The following is a 13,901-nucleotide window of genomic DNA, read 5'->3' as shown; positions in this document are numbered from 1 at the left end:
CGGGCGTGAGATCGCAGTCCGGCCGGTCCTCGCGGCACGGCCGCGTCACCAAGTGCGATCTCGACCACCGGCCGCGCCGTCTCCTGCTCACGCCGCGGCGGTCAGGACCTCGCCCTCGAGACGCTGGTAGCTGGCCTCCATGCCGTCGGTCATGCCGGTGGCGAGGACCATGTCCCGCTGGGCCTGGTCCGGGTAGGTGATGAGCAGTGTCATCAGGGTGACACCGTCGACCTCGTCGAACTGCAGGTCGTTGACGTTCGCCGGGAACGGTGCGCCGGTCATCCGCTCGGTGGTGACGATGCGGCGCTCGGGCTCGATGACGAGGTTCTCGCCGTCGAAGCCGAAAGGCTCGCCCGCGGTGTCCCCGGTCGGCGCCCAGGCGTTCCGGTAGGTGCCGCCGACGACGAGGTCGTTCTCGCAGACGGTCATCTCCCACCCGTCCGGCCCGAGCAGCCACCGGCGCATGAGCTCCGGGTCGGTGTGCGCACGCCAGAGCAGGTGCCGCGGTGCCTCGAACGCCCGGGTGATCCGCACGTGGGTGTCGTCGACGAGGTCCGTGACGGTGCCCTTCCCGAGCGCGTACTCGCGGAGGTCGGCGAGGACGCGGTCGAGCTGTCCGAACGCCTGCGTGTAGCCCTCGAGCATGCCCATCGCGAGCATCTGGTCGAGGTCGGCGGACGACGTGAACGACGTGAGGACGGTGACCCGCGACCTGGCCCCGACGGGCTCGAACGTCAGCACGGTCTCGCTGCCGGGCATCGAACCGTCGACCTCGCCGTCCTCGGTCGCGAACAGGTCGCGGAAGACGATGCGGTTCGGTTCGTCGACCTCGGACACCTGCCACAGGGAGCGGAACAGCTCGCCCTGCGGCGACGTCATCCGGTAGTGCGCGCGGCCACCGGGGCGGAGGTCGAACGACGTGAACGTGGCGGGGAACCCGGGCGGGCCCCAGAAGCGCTCGAGCTGCCGCGGGTCGGCGAAGGCGCCCCAGAGGCGCTCGACGGGCACCGGGAACTCGGCGACGAGGGTCATCGTGAGTTCTTCCGGGTCGGTGTGGACGGAGGTGGTCGGCATCATTGGCTCCTGCGGTCTCGGTCTCGGTCGTGGTCGTGGTCTTGGTCTCGGTCGTGGTCTCGGTCTTCGCCGAGCAGTGCGTCGAGCCGGTCGATCCGGCCGCGCCAGAGGTCCGCGTAGGTGTCGAGCAGACCGCGGACCCGGTCGATCTGGCTCGGGTCGGCCCGCACGATCCGGGTGCGGCCGCGGGGGTGCTTGGTCACGAGTCCTGCTCCTTCGAGGACGGCCACGTGCTTCTGGACGGCGGCGAACGACATCGTGTAGGCGTCGGCGAGCTCGCTCACGGACGCCTCGCCGAGGAGGGTCCGTCGCACGATGTCGCGCCGCGTCGCGTCGGCCAGGGCGTGGAACACCCGGTCGACCTCGGTGTCGCTGAGTTCCATACGTACAACCATTTGGTTGTACGGTACGCCGGTCGTCACCGGTGCACAACCCCTTCGGTGTAGAAGGGCACATGGGCCAGCTCATCTACGACGGCGAGGTACTCGACCTCCGAATCGACGACCGCGCCCTCACCCACCTGCAGATCGTCATCGTGAACATGCTCCGGCGGGACCACCGCTTCGTGTTCTCGTGGAAGGACGACGTGATCCACGGCGACGGGCGCAGCAGCATCTGGCTGCACCCGAACGTGAGCCTGCACTTCAAGTTCGGGGGCAGTCGGGTCCCCTCGATCAACCGCAGCTGGCTCGAGGAGCTCTACGCCGCGGCGACGTCCGGCGCCGGGCTCGTCCTCACGCCGGAGCCGGCGGACACCAGCACCGCCGACGACTCGGCGTGGTCGCGCGCCGTGGTGCCGGGCGACGCCGAGGACGCCTCCGAGCAGTAGCGCATCCGAGCAGGAGCAGATCCCAGCCGGAGCCGATCTGAGCGGTAGCACAGGCAGCCAGGACGGTCAACGGGTTCCGTCCGGCCGTGCATCGACGTACGGTGCAGGTACCGCGTTCGCGGCCCGCGCCGGGTAGGGACTCGGCAGAGGTCCGTCCGCGGTCGAGGGGGATCCACGTGGTGGGAGTCCCGGATCAGGGGCCTCCCCGGCCACGCGCTCCCTCGCCGTCGCCCCGGCGTGGATTCGGGTTCCGCACCGGGGCGACGGACACGGACACCGGCCGTCCGGCCTGGTCGCCGCTCAGTACACGTCGCGGACGTACCGCTTCCCGCGCCGCATGTCCGCGAGGTACGCCTGCGCGTCGTCCGCACCGCGCGCGCGCTGGTCGGCGATGACCGACAGGAGCGCCGACTCGACGTCCTTCGCCATCCGCGAGGCATCGCCGCAGACGTAGACGTGGGCGCCGTCCTCGAGCCACCGGTACAGCTCGGTGGCCTGTTCGAGCATCCGGGTCTGCACGTAGACCTTCTCGGCCTGGTCGCGCGAGAACGCCAGGTCGAGGCGGTCGAGCACGCCCTGCTCCTGCAGCTCGGTGAGCTCGTCCTCGTAGACGAAGTCGGTGTCGCGGTGCTGGTCGCCGAAGAACAGCCAGTTCCGACCGGTGGCGCCCGCGACGGCCCGCTCGTGCAGGAAGCCGCGGAACGGCGCGATGCCGGTGCCCGGGCCGATCATGACCATCGGCGCCGAGTCGTCCGCCGGCACGCCGAACGCGGCGTTCGGCTGCAGGTACACGTCGACGGTGCCGTCGGGGGAGACCCGGTCCGCGAGGAACGTCGACGCGACCCCGGCGTACATCCGGTGCGGGTCGCCGTAGCGGACCGACGCGATGGTCAGGTGGATGCGGTCCGGGTGCGCCAGCGGGCTCGATGAGATCGAGTACTGGCGGGCCTGCAGCGGCCGGAGGTTCGGCAGCAGCTCGTCGAGCCCCGGAGCAGCGGGCCCGGCGTCGCGCAGCAGGTCGAGCACGTCACGCCCCCACAGCCAGCGGTCGAGCTCGTGCTTGTCGCCGTGCGAGACGACGGCCGCGAGCTCGCTCGACGGTGCACGCTGCACGAGGTCCGCGATGAGGTCCTTCGACGGCGTCCGGACCTCACGGTCGGTCCGCAGGACCTCGGCGATCGGTCGCCCGTCGAGTGCCTCGCCGCCGTTCGCGCCGACCTGCTCGAGCAGCTGCCCGACGAAGACCTCGTCGTTGACGGGCACCACCGCGAGGGCGTCGCCGGCCGCGTACTCGATGCCCGAGTCGCCGAGGTCGAACTCGTAGTGCCGGATCTCCTTCGCGCTGCGCGGCGAGGAGAGCAGCCGGTTCTCGACCAGACGTGACGGGTACGGGTTGCGCTTGTTCCACTGGGCACCGGGCCTGGAGGCGCGGCTCGCGCCCGCCCCGCCGGCCGCGGCCACGGACGTGGCGGGTCCGGCGGCGGCGCCGCCCCCGGCAGGCTGGGCTCCGGCTGGCTGGGCTCCGGCCTCGGCCGCGAGGCGGTCGAGCACCGCGGCGGTCCAGAGCGCCGCCGGGTCCTCGTAGTCGACGTCGCAGTCCACGCGGTCGTGGATCCGCGTCGCACCGAGCTGCTCGAAGCGGGTGTCGAGGAGCTTGCCGGCCTGGCAGAACTCGTCGTAGCTCGTGTCACCGAGGCCGAGCACCGCGTACTGCAGGCCCTCGAGCCGCGGGACGGTGCTCGCCTGGATCGCGTCCCAGAACAGCCCGGCGTTGTCGGGCATCTCGCCCTCGCCGTACGTCGAGGTGACCACGAGCACGTGCGACATCCCGGCGAGCTGCTCCGGCGTCACGGCGTCGAGCGCGCTCGCACGACCGCCGAGCCCGCGGGCCTTCGCGCCCGACACGAGTTCGTCGGCGAGGAACTCGGCGTTGCCGGTCTGCGTGCCGAACAGCACGTCGATCGTCGTCGTCGGGGCCGCCGCCGAGGCCTTCTTGCCGGCGGCGGCGATGCCCGCGATGAACCCGGCGAGCCAGGACTCCTGCGCGGCGGAGAACGGTGCGTCGACCGGGATGAGCGACCCGGTCGGGGGGAGGAGGCTCACGCGGACACCGCCTCGGTCGGGGCCTGCGGTGCACGACGGGCGATGTCCTCGAGCGCAGCCCCGGCGAGGAGCTCGTCGAAACGGGCCTCGCGGACGCGGCCGTCGTTCTTGGCGTTCTGGTGCATGATCCACCCCGTGGTGCCCGGCGCGTCCATGCTGCGGTTGTTCCGCTGCGTGAGCGCGCGCTTGTAGTCGTCGAGGCGCTTGATCGCGATGAGGGTCGCGAGCTCGTCCGCCGCGAACCGGTCGAGGGTGCCCCGGAGGTACTTCACGACGCGCTGCTTCACGAAGAAGTCCTCGGTCAGGATGAGGTTCTTGACGGCCTCGGTCACCCGGGGGTCGTTCGGACCCGCGGCGCCCGGGACCCGCTCGAGCGCGAGGTCCTGGGCGACGCCGAGCACCGTGTACGACGACAGCAGCGAGAACATGTCGTCCCCCTGGTCGCCGAGCGCCGGGGCACGGCCGCCGAGCACGGTCCGCTGGTCGCGGTAGTCGACCTTGAACGCGCGGAGCTTGTCCGTCGCGATCGAGGTCGCCAGTTCGTCGAGCAGCTCGGCCGGGGTCGCCGCGGCGAGGATCTCGCCGGCGTCCTGGGTGAGCAGGAGCGCGCGGGGCATCCCGACGTACACGTGTGCCCTGGTGGTCTCCCACTCGGCGAGCAGGCGTCCGGCCAGCGCCGAACCCGTCGACTCGAGGTGCCACTCGAGGAGCAGCCGTGCGGCGTCCTCGTGGAAGGCGCCCCGCGTGGTGTCGGTGACGGGGAAGACCAGGAGCGAGTCGGTGCTCGCGCGCTCGGCGACCTGGCCGGACGGGTCGAACTGGTACAGGAACCCGCCGGACATGCCGTTGCCGAGGCCCTTGCCGTACGAGCCGAGGTTGAACACGGCACCGCCCGTCATGTACTCGCACCCGAAGTCGCCGACGCCCTCGACGACCGCGGTCGCCCCGGAGTTCCGCACGGCGAAGCGGTCGCCCGCCTCACCCTCGACGAACGTGCGGCCACCGGTCGCGCCGAACAGGGCGAAGTTGCCGACGAGGACGTTCCCGCCCCGCTCGGCACTGCCACCGCCGGGCGCGCGGACGATGATCCGCCCGCCGCTCTGGCTCTTGCCGACGCCGTCGTTCGCGGTGCCGGTGTGGTCGAGCACGACACCGTCGTTGTTGAACACGCCGTAGGACTGCCCGGCCGAGCCGGACGTGCGGATCGTCACCGCGCCGTCCACCAGCCGTCGACGGCCGCGGTCGTCCGTCGTCACGGCCGGGAGGCCCGCGACGTCGTCCGCGCCGAGCTCGTGGTTGAGCAGGCGCTCGAGGTCGATGCCGAGCTGACCGCCGACGGACTTGTCGGCGTTGCCGAGCAGCACGCCGTGCACGAGGACGTGCTCCTGCGCGTGGTCGACGAGGGCGGTGCGGACCCGCTCGAGCAGGGCGTCGTCGGTGTGGAAGTCCTTCTCGAGGTACTCCGGGTCGGCGACGACCTTCTCCGGCACCTGCGCCAGGAGCGCGCGCACGTCGAGCCGCCCGACGCTCGCCGGGTGGTCGAGGAGCTGCAGCAGGTCGGTGCGACCCCGGGCCTCGCGCAGGGAGCGCAGGCCGAGGCGGGCGAGGATCTGCCGGACGTCGTGGGCGATGTTGAGCAGGTACTGCGCGAGCGCGCGGGGGTCGCCCTCGAACGCCTCGGCGTTCGTGGTGAGGCCCGCCGGGCACTTCACGTTGCAGTTCTTCGCCATCACGCAGCCGAGCATCATGAGCGCGGTGGTGCCGAACTCGAAGCTGTCGCCGCCGAGCAGCGCGCTCGTGACCACGTCGCTGCCGGTCTGGTGCGCGCCGGAGCAGCGCAGCGTGACCTTCTGACGGAGGCCGTTCGCGACGAGGGCCTGGTGGACCTCGGCCACGCCGATCTCCGCCGAGCGGCCCGCGTACTTCAGGCTCGTGACCGCCGCGGCGCCCGTGCCGCCGGTGTTGCCCGCGACGTTGATGACGTCCGCGCCGGCCTTCGCGACGCCGACGGCGATGGTGCCGATGCCCTCGGAGGACACCAGCTTCACGATCACCCGGACGCGGGCGGCCTTGCAGTCGTGGATGAGCTGCGCGAGGTCCTCGATCGAGTAGGTGTCGTGGTGCGGCGGCGGCGAGATGAGTTCGACGCCGGGCGTGCCACCACGGGCCGCGGCGATGTCCACCGTGACCTTCGGCGCGGGCAGCTGGCCGCCCTCGCCGGGCTTCGCGCCCTGACCGATCTTGATCTCGAGCTCCTCGAGCATCGGGTCGGCGAGGTAGCCCGCCCAGATGCCGAACCGGCCGGACGCGAACTGCTTGATCCGCGAGCCGCGGATGGTGCCGTAGCGGGAGTGGTGCTCGCCGCCCTCACCGCTGTTCGACATGCCGCCGACCATGTTCGTACCGTGCGCCACCGCTTCGTGCGCGGTCGCGACGAGGGCGCCGTGGCTCATCGCGCCGGACGCCAGGGTCCGGGTGACCTCGTGCGCCGGCTGGACCTCGTCGAGCGGGACGCTCGCCGGGGCGCTCTGGAGCAGCGCGAGCAGGTCGACCGCGGAGCCGGTGGCGCGGAGCGTCACCTGGGTCTCGTCGACGGAGTCGACGTCGACCCGGCCCGGGTGCAGCAGCGCGAGCCCGTCCGCGAGGGCCGCGTGGCGCAGTGCACCCGTGGTCCCCGTCGAGGTGAGCTCCAGGCGGAAGCGAGCCGTGCCTCCCGGCAGGTCCTGGTCGGCCGACGGACGTGAGCCGGACAGGCCCCGCACCGTGATGCTGGCGTTGCCGGTGGTCGCGAAGCGACCGAGCTCGCGGGCGAAGTCCTCGGCCTCGTCGATGCCGGTGACGTCCGCGGGCAACGCGAGCACGTCGCGGAGCGCTGCGGGACGGCGGGACCGCTCGTCGTGCGTGGTCTGCAGGAAGGTGACGTAGCCCGGCGTGATGCGGTGCGCGTCGATCTCGGCGTCGCTCAGGCGGTCGTACCCGGTGTTCCGGTACGCGGCGTCCGTGATGCCGAACGAGTCGTCGAGCTGCCCGAGCGTGAGCAGGCGCAACGCGTCCGAGTCGCCCGAGCGCTCGAAGGCCGGACGCTCCTCGGTCATGCCGCCGAAGCCGCGCACGCTGGCGACGCCGAACGAGTGCCCGGCACCGTCCGAGCGCTCCTTGAACAGGCCGAGCAGGGGCACCTGGCCCTCCGACTCGACCGAACGGGCGCGCTCGTGCCAGTCCGTCGCGGCCTGGGCGATCCGGGCGAAGCCGACACCGCCGACCGGGGCCTGCATGTGCGGGAAGACCCGGGCGAACAGGTCGTCACCGGTGTCGAGGTAGTTCGGCTCGAAGAACTCGCCGCCGATGTAGCTCTCGGCCGTGCAGAGCCCGACGCGGCCCATCGTCTTCGCGAGGGCCTTCTCGGCGGCCTTCCGGAACTTCGCGAGCGCCTTGTCGGTCTCGGTGTACTCGCCGGCGGGTGCCGCGGCGGCGGGGTACTTCTCCTCCGCACGGAGCCGCGCGCTCAAGCTGTACACAGCTGCCGCACCGAAGCCGAGCGCGGTCGCCACGTGGTGTGACGATGGCAGCTGACCGGACTCGGCGACCACGGAGACCCGCAGGCGCAGACCGGTCTCGATGAGCCGCTGGTTGACCGCGGCCACGGCCAGGATCACGGGGAGCGGCGCATGGGTCGACGAGACCTCGCGGTCGGTGAGGACCGCGATCCCGCCGGTGCGCTCGGCGAACTGCTCGACGGCGGTGCAGAGCGCGTCGACGGCGGCGCGCATCGCGTCCGCGTTGGCCTGCTCGTCGCCGAGGACCGGCACGTAGAGCATGTCGAACCGCTCCAGCGGCACGATGTCCTGGTCGCGCAGGCGCACCATGTCCAGGTGCCCGAGGATCGGGGACTGCACGACGAGCTGCCGGGTGGGCGTGCCCGTGCTGCTGCCCGTGCCGTCCGGCTTGCTGCCGAGCGTCACGCGCATGCTCATGCCGTCCGCCTCGCGGATCGAGTCGAGCGGCGGGTTCGTCACCTGGGCGAAGCGCTGCGAGAAGTACTTCGCCATGCCGCCCTCGGTGTCGCTGAGCGCGTTGATCGCGTTGCCGTAGCCCATCGCCGAGATCCGCTCCGACCCGTTCTGCAGCATCGGGTCGAGCATGAACCGGAAGCTCTCCTGGTTCAGCGAGTACGCCACGTACCGGCCCTGCAGCGACAGGTCGCCGTCGTAGCCGAGGGTGTTCCTGGTGCGGTCGTACGCGGGCGCGGGCAGGTCGTCCAGGTTCACGCGGGCGGCGTCGAGCAGGGTGCCGTAGTCACGGCGGGCCGCGAGCATCTCGAGCACCTCGCCGGTGCGCATGAGCGAGCCGGTCCGGTGGTCGACGACGAGCATCCCGCCGGCCTCGATGCGACCGCGGTGCACGACCTCGTCGGGGTCGAACTCGACCTGACCGGCCTCGGACGACACCATCAGGTACTCGGCCGTCTGCACCGAGCGCAGCGGACGGAGCCCCAGGCGGTCGAGGCGGGCGCCGACGACGTCACCGTCGCTGAAGATCACGGCGGCCGGACCGTCGTTCTTCTCCTCGTAGAGCGAGAAGTACTCGAGCATGTCCCGCACGTCGGGGGTCAGCGTGCGGTCGTTCTCCCACGCCGGCGGCATGAGCGACACCACGGCCTCGACGATCTCGAGGCCGTCGTCGAACACCCGGCTCTGCAGGGTCTGGTCGAGGCGGCTCGAGTCGGACTGGCCGGGCGGGCGGACGATGCTGCGGGTGCGCGCCCGGGCGAGGGCCTCGTCCGACAGCCGGTTCTTCCGGTCCGTGTTGAGCTCGCCGTTGTGCGCCATCAGGCGGAACGGCTGCGCCATCGTGGGGTGCGGCTCGGTGTTCGTCGAGAAGCGGGTGTGGAAGTACAGCGTCCGCACCGAGTGCCGGGGGTCGCGCAGGTCCGTGAAGTACCCGATGACCTCGCCGGAGTTGAGCCGGCCCTTGAGGATCTGGGTCCGCGCGCTGAGCGACAGCGGGTACAGGGCGGCGTGCTCGGCGCGCTGCTCCGCGGCCTGACCGTACGAGACGGCCTCGATCGCGAGCAGGGCACGGTTCGCTGCGGCGTCGACGCTCGTGCGGGTCCAGGCGTCGGGTGCGCGGAAGACCCACTGGACGATGGGCAGCTGGTACTGCTCGGCCTCGGGTCGCGCGACGGAGTGGTCCACCGGGACGTCACGGACGAGCAGGAGCTCGAAGCCCTCGGCCTCGATCGCACCCGTCACGACGGTGATCGCGGCCGCACGGTCGGCGTCACCCGAGGGCACGAAGCAGTTCGCGACGCCGAAGTGGCCCGCGCGCAGGTCTTCGCCGGTGATCGCGCTGAAGAACTCCACCGACAGGTCGATGCTCACGCCCGCGCCGTCGCCGACGCCCTCGGCGGACTTGCCGCCGCGGTGGGGGATGGCGCAGAGCGCTTCGTCACCCTTGCGGATGACGTCGTGGCTGGGCGTGCCGTCGAGTCGGGTGATGAAACCGACGCCGCAGTCGCTCGATTCGCGGGCAGGGTCGTAGAGACCGAAGGATGTGGGGTTCACGGGCGGGTCCAGTGGGCGTTGCCGGCAGCGGACGGCCAGGCTGCATCGATGGAGCGCTCGCCGCGGGCAGACCGGTGGTGACAGTCGGGCCCTGTGGGGTTGTGGTGGTGAGGCGATGCTACGGCCTGGTATACCGAGCACGCAACACGGGGGTGCGGGCGGGGCGCTCGTGCGGGTGCGGTGCGGTGCGGCGCGCTCGGCGCTCGGCGTGGTGCGAGGTTCCGTACTCGGTGCCACCCAACGGCGGTCGCACGGAGTACGGAACCTCGCACGGCTCGGCCGGAACCTCGCACCGTGCGAGGTCAGGCCGCGCGGTCCTCGACGGGGATCGGCTCCGTCACCGCCGTGCTCGCATCCGCCGCCGGGGTCGTCCCGGGGCGGATGAGCTCCGGACGCCGACGGGATCGGAACACCCACGCCTTGAACAGGACGAACCGCACGAGTGTCGCGACGAGGTTCGCCCCCGTCAGTACGACGATCTCCGCACCGTGCGAGGCGTTCTGGGTCGTCGCGTGGAGCACCACGAGCGACCCGGACGTGATCGCCCACGCGATCCCGAACACGACGAGCCCCTGCACGTGGTGCCGGCCCGCTCCGGCACGACCCCGCACCCCGAAGGTGAAGCGCCGGTTGAGTGCCGTGTTGCCGATCGCGGTCACCAGGAGCGCGAGGAAGTCCGCCGTCTGCGCACCGATCGTCGGGCGGAACAACGCGTAGAGCACGGCGAACGCGACGGTCGATGCCACACCGATCGCTCCGAAGCGCAGCACCTGCCCGAGGATGCCGACCTGTGGCGTGGAGAACGGCTGCCGACCGATCGCGTCGTACACACCGCCGATCGGGACCCGTCCGGTCGCGAGACCCCGCGAGACGCGCCACATGCCCTTGAGGTCCTCCGTCGCGGTCGACGCGATGTGCACGGACGAGTTCACGTCGTCCACCCAGTCCACGGGGACCTCGTGGATGCGGAGCCCGGCGTGTTCGGCCAGCACGAGCAGCTCGGTGTCGAAGAACCACGCGTCGTCCTCGCAGAGGGGCAGGAGGTGTTCCGCGGCTTCCCGGGTGACGGCCTTGAACCCGCACTGGGCGTCCGAGAACGACACCCCCATCGTGGTCCGGAGCAGCAGGTTGTACGAGCGCGAGATGAACTCGCGCTTCCCCCCGCGCACCACCCGCGACGAGCCGGCGAGCCGGGTGCCGATCGCGACGTCGGAGTGCCCGGACAGCAGGGGAGCGACGAGCGGCTCGAGGGCGGCTAGGTCCGTCGACAGGTCCTCGTCCACGTACACGAGGACCGTCGCCGGCGAAGCGTTCCACACCGCTTTCAGCGCTCGTCCTCGGCCCTTCTCGGGCAGGTGCACGGCGTGCACGTTCGGGAGCATCGCGGCGAGGTCGTCCGCGATCCGGGCGGTGTCGTCCGTCGAGGCGTTGTCCGCGATCGTGATCCGCCACGTGTGGTGCAGTGACGTCCGGCAGAACGTGTGCAGGCGTCGGACGTGGGCGGCGAGCGTGTCCTGCTCGTTGTGGCATGGGACGACGATGTCGATGTCGAGGGTCTGGTTCGTCTCCGTCATGCCGCTCATGCTCGGCAGCGGGCATACGGGGACCGGAGCAGTGCGCTGTGCCGCTCCTAAGAACCCCGCCGACCGGATTTCGTGCTCAGCGACACTTCACGGGAGCAGGACCCCGTGAGGTGCCGCTCAGCGCGAGGACTCGCGCCTGCCGCAGCGGCAGCGCCCGCCCGGCCGGAGTCAGCGCGGCAGCAGGATCTGGACGACGGCGACGACCGCGAGCACGGCGATCGGCACGCCCGCGATCCAGGCCCCGGCGCGCATCTGGGTCCGACGGATCGTCGGTGCCGTGTGCGAGCTCCGTGCGAACTCGGTGGCCGCGACGAGCTCCGGCGCGGCAGCGGGCGGCGCGGGCTCCGGCTGGGGACGGTCGTCCTCGAACGCGGGGACCTCCACCACGAGGTCCTCCGGCCGCGGCCGACCTGGCAGTCGTGCGAACTCGTTCGTCATGCGGGCCTCCTCGTCCGGATGCGTCCAGTGTGCACCCCGGCGTCGCGAAGTCACGGGGCCGCGGGCAGATCGACCGTGAACGCCGTGCGCCCGGGCTCCGACGCGACGCGGACCGAACCGCCGTGCGCGGACACCACGGCGCGCACGATCGCGAGGCCGAGCCCGCTCGTGCCGTGCTCCCGGGACCGTGAGGCCTCGCCGCGGGTGAACCGGTCGAACAGGACCGGCAGCGCCTCGGCGGGGATCGGCGGCCCGTCGTTCGCCACGACGAAACGGACGAATCCGTCAGCGACCCGCTGCAGCGACACCACGACCGCTGTGCCGGAGGGCGTGTGCGTCCGCGCGTTGGCGAGCAGGTTCGTCACCACCCGTCGGAGCTGCGCCTCGTCACCCGGCACGACGAGCGGGTGGTCGCCCCGGACCTGCAGCGTCCACCGGTGTCCCGGCGCGGTGGCCCGGGCGTCCATGGTGGCCTCGACCACCAGCGACGTCAGGTCGACGGGCGCGACCACCGCCGGCGGCGCATCCGCGGAGGACATCGCCGCCGTGTCGAGCCGGGCGAGCAGGAGGAGTTCGTCGACGAGGTCGCCCATGCGCACGGCCTCGCGACCGATCCGCTCGACGTTGCGGTGCATCGCGTCGACGTCCGAGGAGGCGGCGGTCAACTCGGCGTACGCCCGGACGGTCGCGATCGGCGTCCGGAGCTCGTGGGAGGCGTCGGCGACGAAGGTGCGCATGCCCGACTCGGCGTCGCGGCGCACGGTGAGCGCGCGGGCGACGTGCCCGAGCAGCCGGTTGAGTGCGGTGCCGACCTGCCCGACCTCGCGGTTCGCGGTGAGGTCCGCAGGGGTGACGCGGCCCGGGATGTCGGGGTCACCCCGCTCCAGGTCGAGCGCGGTGACGTCGGACGCCACCGCCGCGACCCGTTCGAGCGGGCGGAGGGACCGTCGGACGAGCAGTGCCAGTGCCCACGCCGCGACGAGGAGTCCCACGACCGTGACGATCCCGATGACGAGCAGGAGCCGTGCGATCGCGGCGTCGAGGTCGCCGAGGGGAAGCGCCGTGACGAACACGTCGCCGTCGTGGCCGATCGCCTGCGCCCGGTACGTGCCGAGCTTCCCGAGGCCGACGGCGACCGGGTCGCGGTCGCTGTCCACGGCGGCGAGGGCGGTCCGCTGCGCGGAGGTCAGGCCGTGCTGCTGTCCCTCGCTGTCGGTGTACCCACCGAGGACGAGTTCGCCGTCGCGGAAGATCGCGACGACGGTGCCGGCCGCCTGGCCGGGAGCGCCGATGAACGCGTTGTCGGGATCGGGACGCTCGCTGTCGTCACCGGACGAGGACGGCGGTGGTCGTCCGTCGTCCGGTCCGCCGATGGTCCGGTTCGCGGCCGTCGCGAGTTCGGCGTCGAGACGGTCGACCAGGTACCCCCGGAACGCGACGACGGTCACGGCCCCGACGACGACGTTCGTCGCGACGAGCAGGAGCGCCACGGCTGCCACGATCCGCCACCGGAGCGAGGGGACGCGGGACCGCCTGGAGGCGCGGGTCGCCCCCGCCGGTCGGCTCACGTCGTCGGCCGGAGCACGTATCCGGCGCCTCGCACGGTCTGCAGCATCGGCTCACGTCCGGCGTCGAGCTTCTTCCGCAGGTACGACACGTACATGTCCACCAGGTTCGACGACGTGCCGAAGTCCATCCCCCAGACGTTCGCGAGGAGCTGCTCCCGCGACAGCACCCGGTTCGCGTTCCGGGCGAGGTGCCGCAGCAGCTCGTACTCGGTCGGCGTGAGCTCGATCGGTACGCCGTCACGGCTGACCGAGCGGGCTTCCTCGTCGAGCCGGAGGTCGCCGACCGTCGTCTCGGACGCCCCGCCGGTCGCGGCGACCCGGGCCGAGGTCCGCGCGAGGATGCGGGCCCGGACCAGCAGCTCCTCGATCCCGAATGGCTTCGTCAGGTAGTCGTCGCCGCCGCCCGTGAGCCCGGCGAGCCGGTCCTCCGGGGCGTCCCGCGCGGTGAGGAACAGCACCCGCACGTCGTCCCGGGCGTCCCGCAGCCGTTCGAGCACCTCGAACCCGTCGATGTCGGGCAGCATCACGTCGAGGACGATCACGTCCGGCTGGAACTCCCGCACCGCGAACAGCACGTCGCGGCCCCGGTGCACCGCCTGCACGGACCAGCCGTCGCCCTCGAACGCGAGGGCGACGGCGTCCGCGAGGGCGTGTTCGTCATCGACGACGAGGGCGCGGACGGGGGATCCGTCGGTGCGCCGCAGCGGTTGCGCGGCCATGTCCCGGAGCCTATCCACCGCGC

Annotated in this window: 9 protein-coding genes; 1 reads left to right on the top strand and 8 read right to left on the bottom strand. The window is 72.0% G+C overall.

What is annotated here, in order from left to right:
• Nucleotides 1–87: 87 nt before the first annotated feature.
• Both DEJ28_RS14785 and DEJ28_RS14780 read right to left on the bottom strand, forming a co-directional pair.
• A complete protein-coding gene (locus tag DEJ28_RS14785) occupies nucleotides 88–1,074 on the bottom strand; it encodes an SRPBCC family protein (RefSeq protein ID WP_111117016.1) in 987 nt (328 codons plus the stop codon).
• Nucleotides 1,074–1,469 (bottom strand): ArsR/SmtB family transcription factor, encoded by a 396-nt coding sequence (locus DEJ28_RS14780; protein WP_111117015.1) that lies wholly within the window; start codon nucleotides 1,467–1,469, stop codon nucleotides 1,074–1,076. Before DEJ28_RS14780 ends, DEJ28_RS14785 begins: the two co-directional genes overlap by 1 nt.
• 59 nt (nucleotides 1,470–1,528) lie before the next feature.
• Here DEJ28_RS14780 and DEJ28_RS14775 point away from each other — a divergent pair, with 59 nt between their 5' ends.
• Nucleotides 1,529–1,903 (top strand): DUF7882 family protein, encoded by a 375-nt coding sequence (locus DEJ28_RS14775; RefSeq protein ID WP_111117014.1) that lies wholly within the window; start codon nucleotides 1,529–1,531, stop codon nucleotides 1,901–1,903.
• 300 nt (nucleotides 1,904–2,203) lie between these two features.
• On the opposite strand, the gene DEJ28_RS14770 is transcribed toward DEJ28_RS14775, so the two are convergent.
• The 6 genes from DEJ28_RS14770 to DEJ28_RS14745 form a co-directional block, all read right to left on the bottom strand.
• A complete protein-coding gene (locus tag DEJ28_RS14770; protein WP_111117013.1) occupies nucleotides 2,204–4,006 on the bottom strand; it encodes a sulfite reductase subunit alpha in 1,803 nt (600 codons plus the stop codon).
• Nucleotides 4,003–9,570, bottom strand: a complete 5,568-nt coding sequence (locus tag DEJ28_RS14765) for a glutamate synthase-related protein (RefSeq protein ID WP_111117012.1) — start codon at nucleotides 9,568–9,570, stop codon at nucleotides 4,003–4,005. The genes DEJ28_RS14770 and DEJ28_RS14765 overlap by 4 nt, the downstream gene beginning before the upstream one ends.
• A 302-nt stretch (nucleotides 9,571–9,872) precedes the next feature.
• Nucleotides 9,873–11,144 (bottom strand): bifunctional glycosyltransferase family 2/GtrA family protein, encoded by a 1,272-nt coding sequence (locus DEJ28_RS14760; RefSeq protein ID WP_349774934.1) that lies wholly within the window; start codon nucleotides 11,142–11,144, stop codon nucleotides 9,873–9,875.
• Nucleotides 11,145–11,321: 177 nt separating this feature from the next.
• Entirely contained in the window at nucleotides 11,322–11,591 is a 270-nt protein-coding gene (locus DEJ28_RS14755) for a hypothetical protein (protein WP_111117010.1), read from the bottom strand.
• Between the two features lie 50 nt (nucleotides 11,592–11,641).
• Nucleotides 11,642–13,159, bottom strand: a complete 1,518-nt coding sequence (locus tag DEJ28_RS14750; RefSeq protein ID WP_284180749.1) for a sensor histidine kinase — start codon at nucleotides 13,157–13,159, stop codon at nucleotides 11,642–11,644.
• A complete protein-coding gene (locus DEJ28_RS14745) occupies nucleotides 13,156–13,878 on the bottom strand; it encodes a response regulator transcription factor (protein WP_111117008.1) in 723 nt (240 codons plus the stop codon). Before DEJ28_RS14745 ends, DEJ28_RS14750 begins: the two co-directional genes overlap by 4 nt.
• Nucleotides 13,879–13,901 lie beyond the last annotated feature (23 nt).

Origin of the sequence: Curtobacterium sp. MCPF17_002 (assembly GCF_003234115.2) — a bacterium.
In the GTDB taxonomy this organism is placed as follows: Bacteria; Actinomycetota; Actinomycetes; order Actinomycetales; family Microbacteriaceae; genus Curtobacterium.
This window is presented reverse-complemented; position numbering and strand designations above follow the sequence as displayed.

What these genes read in the sequence shown, in the direction of transcription:
- DEJ28_RS14780 (WP_111117015.1), bottom strand. Translation starts at nt 1,469, where the DNA reads ATGGTTGTACGTATGGAACTCAGCGACACCGAGGTCGACCGGGTGTTC.
- DEJ28_RS14755 (WP_111117010.1), bottom strand. Translation starts at nt 11,591, where the DNA reads ATGACGAACGAGTTCGCACGACTGCCAGGTCGGCCGCGGCCGGAGGAC.
- DEJ28_RS14760 (WP_349774934.1), bottom strand. Translation starts at nt 11,144, where the DNA reads ATGACGGAGACGAACCAGACCCTCGACATCGACATCGTCGTCCCATGC.
- DEJ28_RS14775 (WP_111117014.1), top strand. Translation starts at nt 1,529, where the DNA reads ATGGGCCAGCTCATCTACGACGGCGAGGTACTCGACCTCCGAATCGAC.
- DEJ28_RS14745 (WP_111117008.1), bottom strand. Translation starts at nt 13,878, where the DNA reads ATGGCCGCGCAACCGCTGCGGCGCACCGACGGATCCCCCGTCCGCGCC.
- DEJ28_RS14785 (WP_111117016.1), bottom strand. Translation starts at nt 1,074, where the DNA reads ATGCCGACCACCTCCGTCCACACCGACCCGGAAGAACTCACGATGACC.